The organism is Chitinophaga skermanii (genome assembly GCF_003259335.1).
In the GTDB taxonomy this organism is placed as follows: Bacteria; Bacteroidota; Bacteroidia; order Chitinophagales; family Chitinophagaceae; genus Chitinophaga; species Chitinophaga skermanii.
The window spans coordinates 641,647-663,583 of the sequence record NZ_QLLL01000003.1; the positions used below are offsets into that span (position 1 = coordinate 641,647).

General features: G+C 44.1%; 1 protein-coding gene. It reads right to left on the reverse strand.

From position 1 onward, the window contains the following. Positions 1 to 75 precede the first annotated feature (75 nt). Positions 76 to 21,792: an HYR-like domain-containing protein gene (locus LX64_RS10395; protein ID WP_148707270.1), complete on the reverse strand. Its 21,717-nt coding sequence runs from the start codon at positions 21,790 to 21,792 to the stop codon at positions 76 to 78. Positions 21,793 to 21,937 lie beyond the last annotated feature (145 nt).

Below are 21,937 nucleotides of genomic sequence, written 5' to 3' on the forward strand. Positions count from 1 at the left end.
ACGGCGGCTACCCATAAAAAAAGAGGCCACTCTTATGAGTGACCCCTTTCTTATTGTTAGTGAAAGAAAAGCTAATTACCTAATTACGGTTACATCGCCTTTGAGAACGTAGAGTTGGCCGTTTTGTGATTTGCTGTAGCTTAACCACCATACATAAGTGCCGATTTCTACTTGTTGGCCATTGTATGTACCATCCCAACCTTTTGTGGCATCGTTGGTAGTGTAGATCAATTGACCCCAACGGTTGTAGATGCGTAATTCGTAGTTATACATCGGGCCGTTAATACCTGGCTTGAAGATGTCGTTCTTACCGTCGCCATTTGGTGAGAATACGTTCGGTATAGTCGGATCAGATTCACAGATAGTACCTACCACGTTGATGATATCGCTAGCAGTACCACAATCGTTGAACGCTTGAACAGTGTATGTACCTGGTTGCGTGATCGTGAGCGTTTTGCCAGTTGATCCGTCGCTCCAGCGTAAAGTGCTTACATCTGTTAATGTTGGTTTGAGTGTGATTGTTGTACCTGCGCACAATACTGTATCTCTACCCAGGTCTACCTTCGGAATACCGCCGGTGAAGATGTTCAATGTATCGGCAATCACGTTATCGCAATATCTATCGAGGATTGTCAAGATATATTGACCTGGTTGATCGAATACTTTGATTGGGTTTCTATCGCCGTCGTTCCATAAGTAGTTCGCAGCATCCGGTGTTCTAGCATCGATCGTGATACGGTTGCCAGCACACATGTAGCGGTCTGGGCCGAGTTCGAGCGTTGCTTGAGGGCGAGGTTTCACATGGATAACAGCAGAGAGTACGCAAGCACCGTTGCTAACTGTTACCGTGTAATCGCCTGGTTTGGTTACTACGATCATTGGCGTTGTTTCGCCGCTAGACCATTTCACGATTGGCGCATTGGTAAGTGCCCTGATGACGATAGAAGAGTTCGGACAAATTGTGGTGTCGGTAGCGAGGCTTAAGCTTGGTGGCGTAACCTCTGTTACTTTCACTGTATCGGTGATCGTACAAGCGCCTTTCGCAATACGTACCCAGTAAGTACCGCCAGCAGTAGCTGTGATCTTAGCAGTGGTAGCACCGGTGTTCCATAAATAAGTAGCGCCGGTTGTAGTTGCGTCGATTGTTGTAGAACCGCCTACACAGATCAACTTGTCTGGAATATCAGTATGTGTTAATTCACCTACGATTACTTTGATGGTATCGGTTGCCGCACAAGTACCATTGCTTACGGTTACGTAGTAAGTACCTGCTTGGTTCACCGTGATTCTTTGCGTGGTAGCACCTGTAGACCATTTAATTTGGTAGCCTGCATTTGCGTTACCTGCATCGAGTGTTACTTGGGTTGTAGTACCGCAAACATTTACATCTGGTCCGAGATCCACTGAAGGAGCAGGGTTGTATTGTAATGTGTACGATACTGGGTTGCTTACACATCCGCTTACACCATCTTTCACAGTGAAGGTAGCTGTTGTAGCGTTACCCAAGTTGAATTGGTTGCTAGCTTGAGAGAGTGGTGTTTGAACAGCACCGGCCGGTGTTACAGATACCAATGTGTAAGTTGGGTTTTGCACCGTACCTACCACAGGAACTGTGAAGACTGGGTTGCTAGCGCATACCGCAGGGATGGAAGGACCGAGAACCGGTTGACCGCAACCATTTACTACGATACGTTGTACTCTTTCAACCGCTACATTACCACAAGCATCAGCGATGTTCCATCTTCTTATGATGGTATAACCGTTACAGTTATCAACCGTGTAAGGATCTTGTGTGAAGGTAGCGTTACGTGGGAACGTAGCATCACAATTATCAGTTGCGCTAAGCGTAGCAGGAGCAGGGATGGCATCGCCGCAGTTAAGGGTGATATCAGCCGGAGCTTGTGCAATCACAGGCGCTGTTGTGTCTTGAACAGTGATGGTTTGTGTCATCACGTTGCCGTTTCCACAGTAATCAGTTGCTGTCCATGTACGAACGATTTGGTATGTACAAGCTTTTGGATCACCTACGATTCTGCTGCTTACAGTGTATTTGATATCGGTAGCCGGTGTACAGTTATCCGTTGCTGGGATACTAACTTGAACCGGGATATTGTTACAATCTACTGTGAGTGTTGCAGGTACTTGGATGGTGAATTCTGGACGCTTGTTATCGAGTACAGTAATCACTTGTGTATGAGAGATGGTGTTTCCACAAGCATCTTTCGCTGTCCAAGTATGTTTAATCATGTATGAGCTTAAGCAAGTAGCAGACATGTAGTCTTTCGTGAATGTATGCGTTACCGCTACATTACCTGCGCAATCGTCGATTGCTGTTACATTTGGTACGAAGTAGTTGTAATCTTCGCAGTTGTATGTAGTATCAGCTGGCGGAGCGATTACCCATCTTGGTTTCTCAGTATCTACTACATTGAATGTTTGTGTGAATGTTGAGAAGTTACCACATTCGTCGGTTGCTGTGTACACACGTACAATTTTGTATGCACCGTTTACGCAAGCACCGTTTACAGTTTCAGCGTATGTAGAATCTTTCCACACAATGTTTGCCGGTAATGTACAGTTGTCGGTTGCTGTTAATGTGGCAACTGGTGGCAATGCTCCACATGAGATCGTTACGTTGGTTGGTAAACCGTTCGTGTTGATCACAGGTTTCACTTTGTCTTCTACCTTAATGTTTTGTGTTAAGATAGCTGGGTTGCCGCATTCGTCGGTAATCATCCAAGTTCTTACGATCATGTAAGTGTTGGCACATTCTACGTTGATGATAGAATCTTTCGGTGCTACATCGTACACTTGACCGCTGCAAGCATCGATCGCTCTCATGTTAACAGGAGCAGGGATATTACCACAATCTACTGTTACATCAGCCGGTTTCGTTGTTGTGAACGTTGGCGCTACGCGGTCGATCACTGTAATGGTTTGTGACAATACTGTAGTGTTACCACAACCATCCGTAGCTGTCCATTTACGAATCAATTGGTAAGAGTTTCTGCAATCACCTGGCGTGTAAACCGTGTCTTGTGACATTACCACGTTCACACCAGAGCAGTTATCCACTGCAGGGATGGTTACTTGAACCGGTACTTGACCACAATCCAACGTTACATCGGCAGGAGCCGTACCGGTGAACACTGGTTTAGTAGTGTCTACCACGTGGATGATTTGAACTGCAGTTGCTTGGTTACCACATTTATCTTTCACAACATATGTACGTGTGATTGTTTGTTGACCAGCACATGCACCTGCTACTGTTGAATCGAAGTGTGAGAACACAAGGTCTTTCAATTCTGTACAGTTGTCGGTGGCCGTCATTACAACCGGTGCTGGAATGTTACCACAATCTACTGTTACATCAGCTGGAGCTGGAGATGTGAACACAGGACGTACGGTATCGAGTACTGTGATACGTTGTGTTAATGTTGTATCGTTACCGCAAAGGTCAGTGGCTGTCCATGTACGGATTAATACGTAGCTACAGTGACCGTTTGTTGTGTCTTTCACTTCTTTTCTCGTTACGATGATATCGCTAGGAGAAGAGCAGTTGTCAACCGCAGACAATACTTGGTTCATCGGCGGAATTCTATCACACATTACGGTTGTATCAGCAGGAGCCGGTTGTAAGAATCTTGGTTTAGAGTTATCTCTTACACGTACTCTTTGTGTATGTGTTGATGTCAATCCACATTCGTCAACAATAGTCCAAGTGCGGATGATATCGTAATTATTACCACAAGCATTTGGTTCTCTTTCGATCGTGAAGCCGAATGATTGGGTGATTTTGCTAGCATCAGAACAGTTGTCGGTAACAGCGAGGTTCGTTTGAGCCGGTATCGCGTTACATTCTACTGTTGTATCGGCAGGCGGGTTCAAGAACTGAGGCTTGATAGTATCTTGAACGGTGATGATTTGGATTTTCTCTTCGAAATTACCACAAGCATCTGTTACAATAAACTTACGCTCAATTCTGTAGTTGTTTGCACAAGCACCTGGGATAAGGATGATAGAATCTCTTACAGTTACCGGTAAGTTAGTGATGCTACCACAATCGTCGATACCATTTAATACTGGTGCCACAGGAATGTTGCTACAATCAACTGTTGTATCTGCTGGGATTGGGCTGGTGATTCTTGGTTTCACATCATCAATTACCGTAATGATTTGGCGAGTTGAATCTGCGTTACCACAACCATCTGTAGCCGTCCATACATATACTAATTGGTAACCACCTGCACAACCGTTAGTAGCTGGGATGGTGTAGTTCGATTTTGTGATCGTAACACCAGAACAGTTATCAGTAGCTGTTAAGTCGGCTTGTACCGGGATATTGTTACAAGATACAGCTTGATTAGCTGGAGCCGGTGTAGTGAATACTGGTTTCACAGTGTCTTGAACCGTGATACGTTGTGTATGTTCTACTTTGTTACCACAGCTATCTTGCGCCGACCAGTAGCGAACGATTACATAGTTACCAGCACAGTTACCATCTTCTCTTGTTTCAGTGAATGTTACCACTGGTTTCACACGGCTACATTTATCTGTTGCTGTGATAGCTGGAGCTGTTGGTAATGCATCGCCACAGTTGATCGTTGTATCTGTAGGCATAGTCATATCGAATACTGGTGCAATACGATCTTCTACTGTGATTGTTTGTGTGAACACAGCCGTGTTACCACAAAGATCGGTTGCAGTCCATGTACGGATAATCCTGTAATCATTTGCACAAGCGCCAGGGATATCTTCGAAGCGTTGTGTTCTTGTTACCGTGATGTCGCCAGGGTTGCCACAGTTATCGATTACGTTTAAGTTTTCGAATGCTGGGATGCTGTCGCAAGACACGGTGAGTTCTGTTGGTATTACTACCGTGAACACTGGTTTAGAAGTATCCTGTACGGTTACGCGTTGGTGTAGTTCAGCTACGTTTCCGCAAGCGTCAGTGGCCGTCCATGTGTAAATCATTACATAATTTTTGCCACAAGCACCCGGGATAATTTCCACGTTGCTAGATTTCACAACGGCTACGTTACCACTACAGTTGTCGGTTGCTGTAAGATCGACCTGGGGAACGATCGCGTGGCAATCTACGGTTGTATCGGCTGGAGCCGCCATGTTGAATACCGGTTTCGTTGTATCTGCTACGGTGATGATTTGAGTCAACGTAGTGTCGTTTCCGCAAAGATCTCTTACAGTCCATGTACGTACAATTCTATAATTGTTTGCACAAGCACCTGGGATAGTATCGATGCGTTCTGCTTTCGTGATTACTAAATCTGTAGCAGGCGTACAGTTGTCGGTAGCTGTTAAATCCGGTTGGGTTGGTACAGCACCACATTGTACAGTTGTATCGGCAGGAGCAGCGGTCGTGAATGTTGGTTTCGTGTTGTCTACTACGGTTACGATTTGTGTAACTGTAGTATCGTTACCACATTCGTCGGTGGCTGTCCATGTTCTAATTAATTGGTAGTTGTTTGCACAAGCACCTGGGATAGCTTGTCTTACTTGGTTTTTAGTTACCGTCACTTTTGTAGCATCGCTACAGTTGTCAACAGCAGTTAAATCCGGTTGTGTTAAGTCTTCATCGCAATTGATCGTGATGTTAGCCGGTACAGTGCCTACGAAAGTAGGTGCAGTACGATCTACCACGGTAATGGTTTGAGAAACAGAATCTACGTTACCGCAAGCATCTGTTGCTGTCCATGTTCTGATCAATTTGTAGTTGTTTGCACAAGCACCTGGGATGTTTACGCGTACTTCTTTACCTACTACTGTTACGTTCATGCCTGTTGGGTTACAGTTGTCACTTACTGGTAATGTAGTTGGCATTGAAGGAATCGCATGGCAATCAACCGTTGTGTCAGCCGGCGCACCAAGTGTGAATGAAGGCTTGCTGTGGTCTTCCACACGGATAGTTTGTGTGAGAGATGTGAAGTTGCCACATTCGTCGGTTGCCGTGTATACGCGGCGGATGATATAATTGTTTCCGCAAGCACCTGGGATTGAATCGATATTGTCTTGTACAGTGATCGTAATATTTGAAGAAGCTGTACAGTTATCGTTTGCAATCATTGTAACCGGTGTTGGAATTGCGTCACATTCAACTGTTACGTTAGCAGGAACAGGTGTTAAGAATGTTGGTGCAGTAATATCGCGAACAGTGATGGTTTGACGAACTGAATCTGCGTTACCACATTCATCCGTAGCAATCCAAGTACGAACGATCGTGTAAGTATTCGCACATGTTTTGCTAGTGGTGTCTTGCCTGAATGTGTAAGTGATCGTGCTACAATTATCCGTTGCTACTGGGTTAGCATTAGCAGGGATGTTTTCACAGCTCACTGTTACGTCAGCAGGGCGGCTAGTGAATACTGGCGCTTTGGTATCTACTACTGTGATGATTTGAGAAACTGAATCAACGTTTCCGCAAGCATCTGTTGCAATCCAAGTACGCGTGATCACTTTAGTACCTACACAAGTACCTGGTGTTTCGAATGTTCTGAACACGATACCCGCTGTGCCACAATTATCAGTTGCTACCGGTGTTGCTACAGCTGGAATGTTGTCACATTCTACTGTAACGTTTGCAGGAACTCCCATGATAACAGGCTTAGTAGTATCCTGTACGTGGATGGTTTGTACAGCAGTTACTGCGTTACCGCAATCGTCTGTAGCTGTCCATGTACGTGTGATGGTATAATTATTATCACAGCTACCGTTTGTTCTGCGGTTATCTACTGTGATGGTTACCGTTCCGCAATCATCCGTTGCTACCGCGTTACTTATATAAGGAATTTGGTCGCAATTGATGGTTGTATCAGCTGGTACGAAAGTGAATACCGGTGCTGTTGTATCACGAACGGTAATGATTTGTGTATGTGTTGTACTGTTACCACAATCGTCAGTCGCTGTGTAAAGACGGGTGAGGGTATAAGTACCTGCGCAAGCGCCTACTTGTTTAGATTCTTGTACTGTTACCGTTGCAGTTCCACAATTATCAGTTGCAGTAACTGTTGCTGGGCTTGGTACAGATTTACAATCTACCGTAGTATCGGCAGGGATACGATCGAATGTTGGCGCTGTGTGGTCCTCAACAGTAATTGTTTGTTGTGCTGTTGCTGGGTTACCACATTCATCTACAGCCGTCCATTTGCGTACGATAGTGTATTGACCAATACAGCTGCCCTTGATTGTGTCTGTTGTCATCGTAATTGTTACGTTAGAACAGTTATCAGTTGCTGTTGGTGGCACTACTGCAGGAATGTTATCGCAGCTTACAGTTACGTCTGCCGGTACGAATGTAAATACAGGTCTAATTCTATCTTGTACTGTAATCACTTGTGTTGCTCTTTCTTCGTTTCCGCAAGAGTCAACCGCGATCCATGTACGATTAATGGTGTAGTTACCTGGGCAGTTACCTCTTACGGTATCTGCTACCATTGTTAATGTTGCGCCGCTACATTCGTCGGTTGCTGTAGGTGTAGCAGGAGCAGGGATGTTATCACAATTTACCGTTACGTTAGCAGGTACACCTGTAATAACCGGTTTCGTGAAGTCAACCACAGTAATCACTTGTTTTGCAGAGTCGACGTTACCGCAAGAATCTGCCGCGATCCAAACACGTTCAATCGTGTAGTTACCAGGGCATGCGCCTTTGATGATATCTTCTCTGAATGTGAAGGTAGCAGTGCTACAGTTGTCAGTTGCTGTAACATTTGCAACAGCCGGGATTTGGCTACAGCTTACTGTTACGCTTCTTGGCACACCGTTCAACACTGGTTTCACATTATCTACTACGGTGATTACTTGTACGGCTGTATCAGCATTGAGACAATCGTCGGTTGCAATCCAAGTGCGTGTGATCGTGTAATTGCCTGGGCAAGAACCTGGTATGATCACTTCGCTGAATGTTTGCGTAACCGTACCACAAGCATCTTTAGAAGTTGGGTGTTGCACCGGCGGTACTGCACCACAAGCTACCGTTACACTTGCTGGTACACCAGTGAATACAGGCGCTTGGTTATCTACTACGTGGATGATTTGTTGAGCAGTTGTTGTGTTACCGCAATCATCTGTAGCCGTCCAAGTACGGATCATAGTGTAGTTACGAGCACAGCTGCCATCGATTCTTTGATCGGTGAATGTCAAGCTAGCGCTACCACAATTATCCGTTGCTGTAGGTGTTACGAATCTTGGGATGTTATTACAAGGTACTGTTGCTTCTGCAGGGATACCTGTAATAACCGGGCCAGTTGTATCAATCACTGTTACGCGTTGTACCGCTGTATCTCTATTACCGCAAGCGTCTGTTGCGATAAACGTATGAATTAATGTGTATCTGCCGGTGCATGTAACGTCTTCTTTACGAGTTGAAGAAGTGATGGTTACTGTACCACAAGCGTCAGTTGCTACAGGTGTGCCTTTGTATGGCGCGAACTGGCAAGAAACAGTTGTATCGACAGGGATGTAAGTAAATACTGGTTTAGTTCTATCAACTACATTGATGGTTTGTGTTACAGCTGCAGATCTATTTCCACAATCGTCAGTTGCCACCCAAGTGTAGCGAATAGTGTAGTTACCCGCGCAAGTACCGTTAATTCTTTGTGTTGTAACAGTTACTGTTGCATTACCACAAGCGTCTACCGCTGTTGCAGGAACGTAAGCAGGCACTGCGTCACATTCTACTGTTACCGATGCCGGTACAAATGTGAAGGTTGGTGCTTTCCTGTCTACAACATTTACTTGTTGTCTTGCGGTTGCTTGGTTACCACATTCGTCTGTTGCTGTCCATACACGTGTAATCGTGTAAGTACCTGCACATCTACCAGCTGTTGTGTCTTCACGCATAGTTACAGTCACATTGGTACAGTTATCGGTAGCTGTTGGTGCAACAGCAGCAGGGATGTTATCACAATCTACTGTGATTGTACCTGGTACGTTAGAGAATACTGGGCGTACCCTGTCTTCCACATCTATTGTTTGAATAGCTGTTGAAGTATTACCACAATCGTCTACGGCTGTCCATGTGCGTGTAATTCTGTAAGCACCTGGGCAAGATCCGAGTACAGTATCTGCTCTCATGGTAATGGTTGCTGTACCACAATTATCGGTAGCGATTGGTGTTGCAGGAGCAGGGATGTTATCACAGCTTACTGTAATGTTAGCTGGAACACCTGTGATAACCGGTGCTACGCGGTCTTCTACCGTAATTGTTTGTGTAGCAGTTGATGTGTTACCACAGCTATCTACGGCTGTCCATGTGCGACGGATCACTTTGCTTCCGATGCAAGCACCTTGTACTGTGTCTGCCACCATTGTAACGCGTGCGCCGCTACAGTTGTCGATTGCACTAACTACAGGCACCGCCGGGATATTGTCACAAGCAACTGTTACGTTGTTTGGTACATTTCTTAATACCGGTGCGATGCTATCATATACTGTAATGACTTGTGTAGCTGTTGATGTGTTACCACATTGGTCTTTCGCTGTCCATACACGGTTGATGGTATAGTTGCCGGCACATGTACCCGGTACTTTCGTATCTGCATACGTGATAGTAGCTGATCCACAATTGTCGGTAGCTGTTGGAGTACCCATTGGCGCCTCACCTTCGCATGAAACGCGGATGTTGGCTGGTACACCTGTAATAACCGGTGCGATGGTATCACGAACAGTGATTGTGTAGAATACAGATGAAGTATTACCACAAGCATCTGTTGCTGTAAATGTTCTAGTAATAGTGAAGTTACCAGGGCAAGCACCACCTGTTGTATCTTGTCTTGCTACCAAGGTAGCTGTTCCACAATTATCAGTTGCGTACAAGGTTGGCATTGGTGGTACAGCATCGTAACAAGTAACAGTTAAGTTAGCTGGTAAACCTGTGATAACTGGTTTTACTGTATCAACTACGTTAATTCTTTGAACGTAAGTATCGAAGTTACCGCAATCATCGGTTGCTGTCCATGTGCGAACAATGGTGTATTGGTTGTCGCATGTGCCCAACACTCTAGTTTCACGCATTACTAAGTCAACAGTACCACAGTTATCAGTTGCATCTGGATGAACCACCATGAATGGTAATGATTCACATGTGATGGTTGTATCTGCCGGTACGTTGCTGAATACTGGTTTTTGGTCGTCTACTACATATACTAATTGTGTAGCTGTAGCTGTATTACCGCAAGAATCGGTAGCTGTCCATGTACGTTGTAATGTATATGTACCTGTGCAAGATCTAGCGATTTCTACCTCGGCCATTGTCATGGTTACATCACCGCAATTATCCGTTGCTGTAGGATCAACCGGTAACGGAATGTTACCACATTGTACTGTAATAGCAGCTGGGATGTTGGTGATTACCGGAGGCGTTACGTCTTGTACGGTAACTGTTTGAGTTGCTGTTTCAGCATTACCACAATCGTCTGTTGCTGTCCAAGTACGGATGATATCGTAATTGTTAGGGCAACCTCTCGACACTCTTCTTTCTGCGTATGTCATAGTTACAGTACCGCAATTGTCGGTAGCTGTAGCTTGTTGCATTATTGGCAAGTTGCTACACTCAACAGTGATGTTCGCTGGAACGAATGTGAAGATTGGCGCTTTGTGGTCTTCTACAGTGATGACTTGTTGAGCATTAGCTGCGTTTCCACAATCATCTGTAGCTGTCCATGTACGGATAATTCTGTAAGAACCTGTACAAGCACCTGCTACTGTAGAATCTCTGTATGTGATGGTTACTGTACCACAATTATCGTTGGCTGTTGGTTCAACGATTGTACCTACGTTATCACAATCTACAGTGATAGGACCCGGTACGTGTGTGAATACAGGAGCGGTTTGATCTACCACCGTGATCACTTGTGATCTTGAAACTGAGTTGTTACACTCATCTGTTGCTGTCCATGTACGGGTAATTTCATATCTACCTGCACAATTGCCACGTACGGTATCAGCTCTATAAGTAACTGTTACAGCTAAGCAATTGTCTGTTGCGGTTGGCACTGCTACGTTCGGGATGTTGTTACATTCTACCGTTACGTTTGCAGGGATACCCGTTAATACAGGAGGAATTGTGTCAATTACTTTGATCACTTGGCTAGCAATCGTTCTGTTGCCACAGCTATCTACAGCTGTCCATTCGCGGGTTAATGTGTATTCACCCGGGCAAGCAGTGGTTGTTTTAGTATCTCTGAATGTCAACTTAGCACCGCTACAGTTGTCGGTAGCTGTTGGTGTTGTGAAGCCTGGTACGTTTTCACAGCTTGCTGTAATTTCAGCAGGTAAGCCCATAATTACTGGAGGTACCGTATCAATTACAGTGATTGTTTGACGAGCGTATGAAATATTACCACAAGCATCAGTTGCTGTCCAAACGCGTAGGATCGAGTAAGAACCAGCGCAAGCACCTGCATTTGTTGTTTCGATGAAAGTTACGTTTACGTTTGTGCTACAGGAATCTGTTGCTGTTGGTGTAACAACCGCAGGAACGTTACCACAATTAACCGTTACGCTAGCAGGTACGCCACTGAATACAGGGCCTTGTGTATCTACTACGTTGATTGTTTGTGATTGGCTGCTGCTATTACCGCAATCATCTGTTGCAATCCAAGTACGGATAATTTGGTATCTACCTTCGCATGTACCAGGCACGATTCTGTCGCCTTGGAATACTACCGTAGCAGTACCACAATCGTCAGTTGCTGTTGGTGTAGCTACTGGAGGAATATGACCACATTCTACTTGTACGTTTGCTGGAATACCACTTAATACTGGTGCTTTTGTATCTCTTACGTGGATGATTTGCTCTGCAGTTGAAGTATTACCACAATCATCTACGGCTGTCCAAGTACGACGGATATCGTATGAACCTCTACATGCACCGGCGATTGTATCTACGTGTAAAGTGATTGTAGCTGTACCGCAATTATCAAACGCTGTTAATGATGGAGCAGCTGGGATGTTGCTACAATCAACGGTCATATCTGGGTGAGCACCTACGATGGTTGGCGCTTGTGTATCAACAACCGTGATTAATTGCGATTCAGCATGAGCGTTACCGCAGCTATCTGTAGCTGTCCATGTTCTTCTAATTTGGTATGAACCAATGCACGCACCTGGGATTGAATCCTGTCTGAACGTGATGGTTGCTGTTGAACAATTATCTGTTGCTGTTGGGTTGGCAACCGCAGGAATATGACCACAATCTACGGTCACAGCTGCAGGAATACCAGTGAACACCGGCGCAACTTTATCTTCAACAGTGATAATTTGTTCTGCTGTTGCTGTGTTACCACAAAGGTCTGTAGCAGTCCATACATATTTAATAGTATAGTTACCTGGGCAGTTACCTATTGTTTCTGTTCTTACCATTGTTACAGTAGCGGTACCGCAAACATCGATAGCTGTAGGAGCTACGTACGCTGGGATAGCATCACATGCTACGGTTACGCTTTGTGGAACATTGTTAAATACAGGTGGAACAGTATCACGTACGGTGATTACTTGTACGGCATCAGTTGTGTTACCGCAAAGATCTGTCGCTGTCCATGTGCGGGTAATGGTGTATGAACCTAAGCACAAAGTATCGCTAAATCTTTCTCTATAAGTAACGGTTACGTTACTGCAATTATCTGCTGCTACTGGCGGACGAACCGGGGGAATAGCATCACAGTTTACAGTTACGCTAGCCGGCACACCTGTGAATACAGGAGGTACAGTGTCGATTACGCGGATACGTTGTTCTCTTCTAGTTTCATTATTACAATCATCTACAGCCACCCAAGTTCTCACGATCGTGTAAGTGTTATCGCAAACACGGTCGATGATGTTAGTGCTGAATGAAATAGTGGCGGTACCACAATTGTCAGTCGCCGTTGGTGTTGCTACAGCAGGAATGTTATCGCATTGTACAGTTGTGTCTGCAGGAACGCCTGTGATAACTGGGCCTACTGTATCTCTTACTGTGATGAATTGTTTAGCGTTGGTGAAGTTGCCACATTTATCGGTAGCTGTCCATGTACGCTCGATAGTGTAGTTACCGATACAGTTACCGTTAATCCTGTTATCAACGTAAGTGTAGCTTACCGTTGAACAGTTGTCGGTGGCGATTGGCGTACCAACTGGGATAGTGGCACCGCAATTCACTGTGGTATCGGCAGGAACGAATGTGAACACTGGCGATACTTGGTCGCGTACTGTGATAACTTGTGTTGCTGTTGCAACGTTACCACAGCTATCAGTTGCTGTCCAAGTACGTGTTAAGGTATAAGAACCTTCGCAAAGTACATTCGTGATTTGTTCAGTTAATACCAATTTCGCACCGCTACAATTATCAGTAGCTGTTGGTGTAGCAGGTGTTAAGTCTGCATCACAGCTCACTGTAATATCGGTTGGAACACCGGTAATCACTGGTCTTGTTGTATCTCTTACAAAAATTGTTTGTGTATAGCTAACTGAATTACCACAAGTATCTGTCGCTGTCCATGTGCGGAGCAAGTTGTATTGACCTTCACAAGTGCCAGGTTGGATCGTTTGTTGGTAATCGATTCTAACGTTGCCGCTACAATTATCAGTAGCAGTTACAGTGGCAGGGGCAGGGATACTGCTACATTCAACTGTAACGTTTGCTGGGCGGTTATTCAATACTGGAGGAGTATTGTCTTGAACCGTAATGATTTGTCTTACTGAATCTGTATTACCACAAGCATCACGAGCGGTCCAAACGCGTACTAATTGGTAAGCATTCAAACATGCACCATCAATACGAGTTTCTGTCATGGTTACTGTTGGGTTCGTATCACAATTATCAGTCGCTACAACAGTGGCAGGAGCTGGGATATTATGACATTCAACTGTAACGTTTGCAGGAGCGCCTGTTAACATTGGTTTAACCGTATCTACAACTGTGATTTCTTGCGTAGCAACCACGAAGTTACCACAAGAATCAACGGCTCTCCATGTACGAACGATGGTGTAACCATTTGCACAAATAGAGTCTTTCACTGTTTCACCTTCATAAATCACGTTAGCAGTACCACAAGCATCAGAAGCTGTTACTGTTGGTACAGCAGGAATGTTACCACATAATACAGTAACGTTCGCAGGTGTGTTATTGAAAGTTGGCAATGAATGATCTTCCACCGTGATCACTTGGCTTACGGTATCTCTATTGCCACATACATCTGCAGCAACCCAAGTGCGTGTTAATGTATAACTAGTTGCACATACTATGTTTGATTTCACTTCACCAATCAAAGTAACCGTTACATTACCTGCACAATTATCTGTAGCAGTAGGTGTAACAATTGCAGGGATTTGATCACATTCAACTGTTACGTTTGCAGGAACAGCAATGAATGTTGGTGCAGTTGTATCACGAACAGTGATGATTTGTGTAGCGAATGCTTCGTTACCACAATTATCAGCCGCTCTCCAAGTACGTGTTAATGTATAGCTGTTATCGCAAATCACGTTGCTCTTCGCCTCACCTAAGTAAGTGATGATTACATTGCTACAGTTATCCGTTGCTGTTGGAGTACCCAATGCAGGAATGCTTTCGCAAGAAACGGTTACCGCTGCAGGTACGAAAGTAAATGTAGGTTTAGTAGTGTCTTGAACAGTGATAATCTGTGTTCTTGTAAAGCTATTGTTACAATCATCAGTAGCCGTCCATGTACGTTCGATGATAAATGAACCTTCACAAGTTTTATTCTTCTCAACATCGTTTACAGTGATGGTTACGTTTGCATCACAATTATCAGAAGCTGTTACGATAGCAGGAGCAGGGATGCTGCTGCAATTAACTGTTGTATCAGCAGGGAAATCAACAAATACTGGTTTCGTATGATCCTCAACAGTTACAGTTCTAATAGCCGTTGTTGTGTTACCACAAGAATCTGTTGCTGTAAATGTGTAAGTAATGACTTCTATAACCGGACAAGTACCTGCTGTAGAAGATCTCGTCATAACTACCGGAACAACAGCATCACAATTATCAGTGGCAGTAACAATTGGATCAACAATAGGAGTACCACATTCAACTGTCCTGTTAGCTGGTAAGTTAACGAGTACTGGTCTTGTTGTGTCTTGAACACTTACGATTTGTGTACCTGTGATAGTATTACCACAAACGTCTGATGCTGTCCAAGTACGTGTTAAGGTGTACGTGTTAGGGCAAGAACCGTTTGTTCTTGTTTGGTTATATACTACCGGTACGTTCGGATCGCAATTATCTGTAGCTGTTACAGTAACTGGGGCCGGAACGTTATCACAGTTAACGGTGATGGCTGCAGGAACACCAATTAATACTGGTCTAGTTGTATCCTGAACAGTAACAATAGTTGTATCGCGTTGGATATTACCACAAGCATCAGTTGCTGTGAATACGTAGAAGATTTGTTCTTTAATTGGACAAGTACCAGCTACTGTGTATTTCGTTGTTACTACAGTTACTGAATTGTCACAATTATCACTAGCAGTCACAACTGGATCAACGATTGGCGATCCGCAATCAACTGTTCTGTCTAATGGCACACCAATTAAAACAGGCTTGGTAGTGTCTTGAACAATTAGGGTTCTAGTAGCAGTCGCTACGTTACCGCAAGAATCAGTAGCAGTGAACGTGTAAGTAATGGTTTCGATAGTTGGGCATGTGCCGGCTACTGAAGTTTTTGTCATTACCACCGCAACAGCATCATCGCAATTGTCAGTCGCTGTAACAACCGGGTCAACGATTGTTGTACCGCAATCAACTGTCCTGTTAGCAGGTAAGTTTACGAATACTGGCCTAGTCGTATCTTGAACGCTTACGATTTGAGTACCCGTGATGGTATTACCACAAAGGTCTGTCGCTGTCCAAGTACGTGTTAAGGTGTAGGTGTTAGGGCAAGCACCGTTTGTTCTTGTTTGGTTATATACTACCGGTACGTTCGGGTCGCAATTATCTGTAGCTGTTACAGTAACTGGGGCTGGAACGTTATCACAGTTAACCGTGATAGCTGCTGGAACACCTACTAATACAGGTTTAGTTGTATCCTGTACTGTTACAGTTCTTCTGGCTGTATCAGCGTTACCACATGCATCTCTTACTATAAAGGTGTATTCGATTACTTCTTTAATAGGACAAGTACCAGCAATTGTTCTCTTCGTCAATGTTACCATTGGGTTCGGATCACAATTATCGGCACCTGTTACTACTGGATCAACCACTGTAGTACCACAATCAACTGTAGTATTTCCAGGTAAGTTAACGAAGGTTGGTTTCGTAGTGTCTTGTACAGTAATAGTTCTTGTAGCTGTTGAAGTGTTACCACAAGCATCTCTAGCAGTGAAAACATATGTCCACACTTCAATAGTAGGACAAGTTCCTGCTGTACGATTTTTTGTGAATGTTACGGTTGGGTTTGTATCGCAGTTATCACTAGCTGTTACAACCGGATCAACAATCGCATCACCACAATCAATCGTAATATTATTAGGTAAGTTATTGAAGGTTGGGCGAGTAGTATCCTGTACCGTGATGGTTTGGATATACTGTGAAGTTAAACCACAAGTATCTGTAGCAGTCCATCTACGAACGATTGTCATCGCATTCGCACAAGCACCAGGGATGGTAACTTCTGTAAACACAACTCTTGGAGCTGGATTACAATTATCTGTAGCCGTTACGTTAGCAGGAGCAGGAACATTACCACAGTTCACTGTTGTATCTGCCGGCGTACCATGTAATACTGGCGCTGTTGTATCGATTACAGTGATGATTTGTGAAATTGTTTCTTCATTACCACAGGAATCAACCGCTTTCCAAGTACGTGTTAAGAAATAATTGTTCAAGCAAGAGCCGTTGGTTCTTACTTCGCCTAAGTATTGTACTTGTGGGGTACCACAGTTATCTGTAGCAGTTGGCGTTGCTATAGCAGGAATGCTTTCACAAGAAACGGTTACATTGGCTGGTGTACTAGTAAATACCGGTTTCGTATTATCTGAAATATTGATGGTTTGGGTGAATGTAACGAAGTTACCACAAGTATCAGTGGCTCTCCAAGTACGTGTTAAAACACGGGCACATGTAGCGCCGCTAGCTACTTCACCTAAGTAAGTAACGCGGGCATTACCACAATTATCAGTAGCAGTTAATACATCCGGTGCAGGAATATTATCACATTCAACCGAAAGGGTCGTAGGTGGTAAAGCATCCCAAGTAGGCGGTGTATTATCGGTTACTGTAATCACTTGCGTGTGCTCAATAAAGTTACCACATTCATCCGTCGCTCTCCACAAACGTCTTAATTCATACGAATTAATACAAGCGCCATTCACTCTATCTGTTCTTACCAATGTTACCGTTGCTGTACCACAATTATCAGTTGCTGTAACTGTTGGCATATCGATCGGGTCTTCACAAGAAAGATTCTCATCTGCTGGTAAGCTTGTCCAAGTTGGAGCTGTGTTATCAACTACGTTGATGATTTGAGTGGCAGTATCTGTATTATGACAATCATCTTCTGCTACCCATTTACGTGTAAGCGTGAAGGTATTGTTACAAGCACCGTTTATTCTTGTTTCACCCAAATAACGAACAGTTACATTGTTACAAGCATCTGTTGCAGTAGCATTTACTACAGGACGAGGCTGCTCACAACTTAATGTAACATTCGCAGGTACAAAATCAAACACCGGTTTCACATCATCTATTACAGTGATGGTTTGGTGATATTCTGTTTCATTATTACATGCATCTGTTGCTTTCCAAGTACGAACAATGATACGGTTACAAGATGTACCGCTCAATACTTGTCCTTGGTAAACCACCGTAGCCGCACCACAATTATCTGTTGCGGTTAATACGTCTACCGGGTTTGCGTCGGTACATCTAATTGTTTTGTTAGCAGGAGGGTTTACAAATGTAGGTCTAACTGTATCAGTTACTGTAATGATTTGAACAGCAGAGTCTACGTTTCCGCAAGCATCTGTTGCAACCCATGTACGTCTAATTATTTGTTTAACAGGACAAGTACCCACAGCCGTTGTTTCTTTAAATACAACCGTTGGAGTAGAACATGCATCTGTTGCAGTAGGATTTACCCTTGCTGGAATTGGCAATTCACAGCTAACTGTTACGTTAGCAGGAACGCCTGTGAAAGTTGGTCTTGTAGTATCTTGTACAGTAATCGTTTGTGATGCTGTACCAGTTTTACCACAAATATCTGTAGCCGTCCAAGTACGTCTAATAGTTGTTACACATACAGCGTTGATCGTTGTATCTCTAAACGCTACTGTGAAAGCAATACCATCAGCGTGTGTAAAGGTAGGCGCTGTAAATAAAGTTGTGTAATCAGTACCACTTACGCAATTAGTAGTAATTGGTGCTGGATTAGTAGCTACTGGCGCATTCGAATAAATAGTTACAGCAATTACGTTGCTCACGGAAGAACAAGCGCCGCTTGTAACTGTTCGGCGGTACCAAGTTGTTTGTGTTACACTTGTTGGGGTGTACGTGGCGCTAGTAGCACCTGGAATGGTAGTCCAAGGACCAGTTGCACTGGTAGTGCTGCGTTCCCATACGTAAGTATATGTACCGTTACCACCTGAAAGTGATGCACCCGTTAATGGGTTTACTGTATTACCAGCACAAATTTGTTGTGCGCTGCTAATGGTGTTGTTGCTGATTGGGTTTAAGTTTCTCAGCGTTATGGTATCTATATTAGATGTACAAGCACCATTTCTAACTGTCCATGTAATAACAGCTGTTGTACCAACTGGAACTGTTACGGTAGTAGTAGGACTATTAATATTATTAATAGTAGGAGAACCACTTACGATCGCCCATGTACCGGTACCTACAGTTGGAGCAGTGGCCGTCATGGTGAAGGTAGCTGTGTTACACTGTTCTTTACTACCACCAGCATTTGCAGTTGTTGGTGTTGCATCAACATTTACTACAACTGGAACACAAGTAGAATTACCACAAGCACCAGCAGATTCTGCACGTACATAATAAGTAGTAGTTACAGAAGGCGTTACCGTTACGCTAGGGCCGCTGCCGATTAAAGTACCACCGCAAGAGCCGCTGTACCAAGTCCAGTTACCACCGGTTCCTACAGAACCTGCTGTAATAGATAAGGTAGCAGAAGTGCCCGCACAAATAGAAGCAGGCGGTGCACTTACTGTTGGTGTGGTAGAAGCTTCGTTAACAGTTACCGTGAAGTTTTGGGTAGCACTACAGTTTACACCGTCTTTGCGAACCGTCATAGTAAAGTTATATACACCTGCTGGAGTACCTGCTGGTATATTAATAACTAAAGGACTAGCAACAATGGCTGCATTTGTAATGTTGGTAAAACCAGGTAACGCGTTTGGCGTGCTAGCTACTAAGTCGTAACGAGTAGGTGCATTTGTAACAGTAAATGGTACGTTTACATTTGCACCAGTTGCTCCAATACAAGTAGCAATACCAGCACCTACATTCAAAGTAGGTGCAGTAGCTGTAGTTAATACAACTGTATCAGCACCGGTACCGCAACTGTTATCATTATGTCTTAATGTCCACACTAACCTAGCTGGAGAACCTGTTACGGTTACAGTTGAGGTAGGACTAGTGGCTGTTCCAATCGTAGCAGTACCTGAAATAACCGTCCATCTACCGTTTTCATCGGCAGCTGGTGTACTTCCCGCCATAGTGAATACGTTGGATCCACATTGTGTTTGATCAGGCCCGGCATCGGATGGACCAGGAGGTGCTTTATAAGTTACCACCACTTCGCGGAAGCTCGAACAGTTTGTCAACGACGTATTCGTTACCGTCCAACGAACCGTTACAGGCTGGTCTGGAGGAAGGTTGTTTACGTTGACTTGGTTAGCTGCTGAACCAGGCGATAAGGTAGCGCCTAATGGATCACCTACAATTGACCATGAACCTACGTTCGGGTTAGCTACTGCACCAGCCCTTACCAATACTGTGTTTACACATAATGGAGAAGTAGGAGTAGTAATCGTTGCAGTAGGAGCAGCGCTTACAGTAACCACAACAGTATCTTTCACCACGCAGGCACCGTTTGTAACAGTGGCTACATAGTTCCATGTACCGTTTGTAGTGGGGGTGAAGTTTAAAGTTCTACCACCAGATTGTGAGCCACTGGATGTTCCCGTCCATGTCCATAATATAGTATTCGATCCTTGATCACCTGCATCGAGTGTAATTGGATTGTTTACACACGTGGTGATGTTTGGACCGAGATTGACGGTTGGTTTTGTGTCTACGATGATCGTTGCGGAAGTTGTTTCAGAACAACTTTTACCATTACCATAGTTTGCCGTTGCTACTACAGAGTAGTTCGACGTAACAGTTGGTTTAACATTTACTTCGTAGTTCACGCCGGCTATCGGGGTAATGTTTGGCCCGGTAAAGCTATAGGCGTCATAGTTGGTGGGACTCACGGAAAGTTTTGTCGAGTTCCCTTCACATATTCGAGGTTCGGTTACAGTGATTTGAGGTTTAGCTAATATAGTTAATACAACCATGTTCGAAGGCGTGTAACAAGCGTTGCTGTTACCGTCTTCGTTTACCATTAAACGGAAATAGTAAGTCCCCACGTTATTCAACACGCCGCTAGCGATGTCGAGGGTAGGGGTATTAATACCAGAATACCCGGCACCACTTACAGTAGTCCAGGTTGTTCCATTTGTTGAAGTTTGCCAGAAGTAAACAGGATCTTGGAAATAGTTGATCGGGTCAATCTCCGAGGTTAGCCGGATCGGCGCCCCTTGGCAAATCGCATCCTTATCATAATTTAATCCATCAATGTAGGAGAAGATTTTCGGCGCACAATATTCGAAAGCGATATCATCAATCGCAATATCGTTACCACAACCACCCGGGTTTAAGTTAACAATTTCAAGAATCAAACTTTCTTGACCAGGTAGAAGGCGGATAGAACCACCATATTGTTGCCAAGCTGGACCATTCAAGTCCATCGATACGTCGTAGGTAGTAAAACTTTTAATTAACGCACCGTTTGATTTGTTACGGATATTGAAGGTTACACCGGCATATTTATAATCAGTTTGACAGTTATTCGTGAATACATCATAACCGTTCAAGTTTTGGAACCAAGCGGTAAAGTTATATACTGCACCAGGGCAAAGGTTATTAATTTCTTTTGTGTAGAAGGTACGTGCATCGTAATCAGAGTTAGCGATCAACATACCACCATTTGTATCACCGGTATGGTCACCAGAGTTTACCCATTCCGGTCTACCACCGGATCTTGAGTTGTAATAAACACAATACTCGTTATCTGTTAAACTATTTGTAGATTGGTAATTATAGGTAATAGTACCTGCTGGCAAATCACGTCTTGGGCCACCGGTAGCGAATGTACCAAAGGTTTCCTTGAAGTTATTAGCACTGGTATAAGTACCCAAGCACTTCTCAATAGCACAGTCGTACACCGTAATCGTCTTGGTAACGGTCCGGGTTTGGTTACTGGAGTTTCGCATATCCAACTTCACCGTATAGGTACCCGTTTGGGTTAATACCACGGTAATGGACCTGCTGTTATTACTTCCGTACCGAAACGGCCCGTTTACAGTGGTTCCGTTGGGTGCAGTAATCGTCCAAGTAACACCATTCACAGCCGCTGTGTTTGTGAAATACGAGTGCATGGAAGCATAACTGTCCTTACATACCCTGCTTGGTGCGGAGAATGTCGCGGTTTGTGCCGATGCCCTTGTGGCAACGAAAGCGAATAGGACTAGGAAAAAATAGCGTAAAAATCTTCTCATCATACTAACAATTGTGTGAAAAAACTGGTCGAAAGGGAGGGTGTGTTAATGGGGTTTTCCCTGTCCGGTTAATGAAATTGTTAGTCGTCTTGAAAACTTCAGGATGCTACTAAGTGCCTGAAAATCAGTAGTGTAAATAGTCTTCATA